Below are 1,638 nucleotides of genomic sequence, written 5' to 3'. Positions count from 1 at the left end.
CCAGCCGCCCGCGCCGGTCCCGGCGCCGGGGATGCTGGGGGCGGCCCACAAGCCCGGCGCGATGCCGTTGCGCCCGCTCGCGCTCGGCGACATGTACGACGCGGCGTTCCGGATCATCCGCTTCAACCCGAAGGCCACCGTCGGCTCCTCGGTGCTGGTCGCGGCGGTGTCGATGGCGGTGCCGGTGCTCGTCACCGCACTGCTGACCGTGCTCGTCGACCTGTCGGCCGCCCAGTCCGGCGAGGACCTGTCGACCGCCGAGGCGGTGGGCTACGCGGGGTCGCTGGGCTCGCTGTTCCTCGGGACGATCCTGCAGTCGATCGGCTCGATCCTGGTGACGGGGATGATCGCCCACGTCACCGCCGCCGCGGCGATCGGCCGGCGGCTCTCGCTGGGCGAGGCCTGGGCGGCGACCCGGGGCTCCCGATGGCGGCTGGTCGGTCTGACGCTGCTGCTCGGCCTGATGCTGACGGGCCTCGTCCTCGGCTACGGCCTGCTGTGGCTGCTGGTCGCCGTGCTGCTGCCGACCTGGGCGATCGTGCTGTTCGGCGTGGTCACGGTGCCGGCGTTCGTGGCGTTCGCCTGCTGGTTCTGGATCCGGGTGTACTACCTGCCGGTCCCGGCGCTGATGATCGAGCGCACCCGGGTCCTCGCCGCGATCGGTCGGGGGTTCCGGCTCACGCGCCGGCAGTTCTGGCGCACGTTCGGCATCGCCCTGCTGACGCTGGTGATCGGTGCCATCGCCGGCAGCATGCTCTCGGCGCCGTTCACGATCGCGGCCCAGGTGCTGCCGCTGGTGATGGCCGAGTCGCGGTACGCCGTGCTCCTGCTCGTCGGCCTGACCGCCCTCGCGACCGTCGTGCAGACGGCGTTCGTCACCCCGTTCGCCTCGGCGGTCACGAGCGTGCAGTACCTCGACCAGCGGATCCGCAAGGAGGCGTACGACGTCGAGCTGCTCGCCCAGGCCGGGATCACCGCGTCGTGACGGGCTCCCTCGCGCCGATCCTCGCGCTGACGCTCGCGCGGGCCGAGCCACCGCTCGATCCCTCACCGGACGACGCCGGCTCGCTGCTGCGGCGCGAGCTCCTGCACCCGGCGTACCACGACCGCGACGTCCTCCAGCAGATCCTGGACTGGATCGACCGGCTCGTCACCGGCGTCGTCGACGCCGCGGCCGGCACGCCGCCGCTCTCGACGTTCGCGGCGATGGTCGCGTTCCTGCTGCTGGCCCTCGCCCTGGGCGCCCTGGTGTCGCGGGCCCGCCGCACCGCTCGCCGGGCGCGCGACCGGTCGGTGCTGCCGGCCGACCGGAGGCTGACCGCCGCCGAGCTGCGGGCTCGCGCCGAGCGGGCACTCGCGGAGGGCCGCGCCGCGGACGCGGTCCTCGACGGCTTCCGCGCGCTGACCGTGCGACAGGTGGAGCGCGGCCTGCTCGACGACCGTCCCGGCGCGACCGCGCACGAGGTCGCCACCGCGCTCGCGGCCGCCCACCCCGAGCAGCGCCCGCTGGTCGCCGGGACCGCGAGCCTGTTCGACGAGGTGCGGTACGGCGACCGTCCGGCCTCCGCGGACCAGGCCCGGCAGGTGCTGGACCTCGACGAGGCGCTGGCGGGCCGCTCGTGAGCGGCGGAGCCCTGC

Annotated in this window: 2 protein-coding genes; both read left to right on the top strand. The window is 74.9% G+C overall.

Annotated elements, in window-relative coordinates; genetic code table 11:
• The coding region (locus VGD85_RS00530) for a hypothetical protein (protein ID WP_331061493.1) at positions 1-985 on the top strand (985 nt) is incomplete at its 5' end.
• Complete coding sequence (locus VGD85_RS00525; protein ID WP_331061492.1) at positions 982-1,623, top strand: DUF4129 domain-containing protein; 642 nt, start codon at positions 982-984, stop codon at positions 1,621-1,623. The genes VGD85_RS00530 and VGD85_RS00525, both read left to right, overlap by 4 nt.
• Positions 1,624-1,638 lie beyond the last annotated feature (15 nt).

Source organism: Nocardioides sp. (assembly GCF_036401255.1).
In the GTDB taxonomy this organism is placed as follows: Bacteria; Actinomycetota; Actinomycetes; order Propionibacteriales; family Nocardioidaceae; genus Nocardioides.
This window is presented reverse-complemented; position numbering and strand designations above follow the sequence as displayed.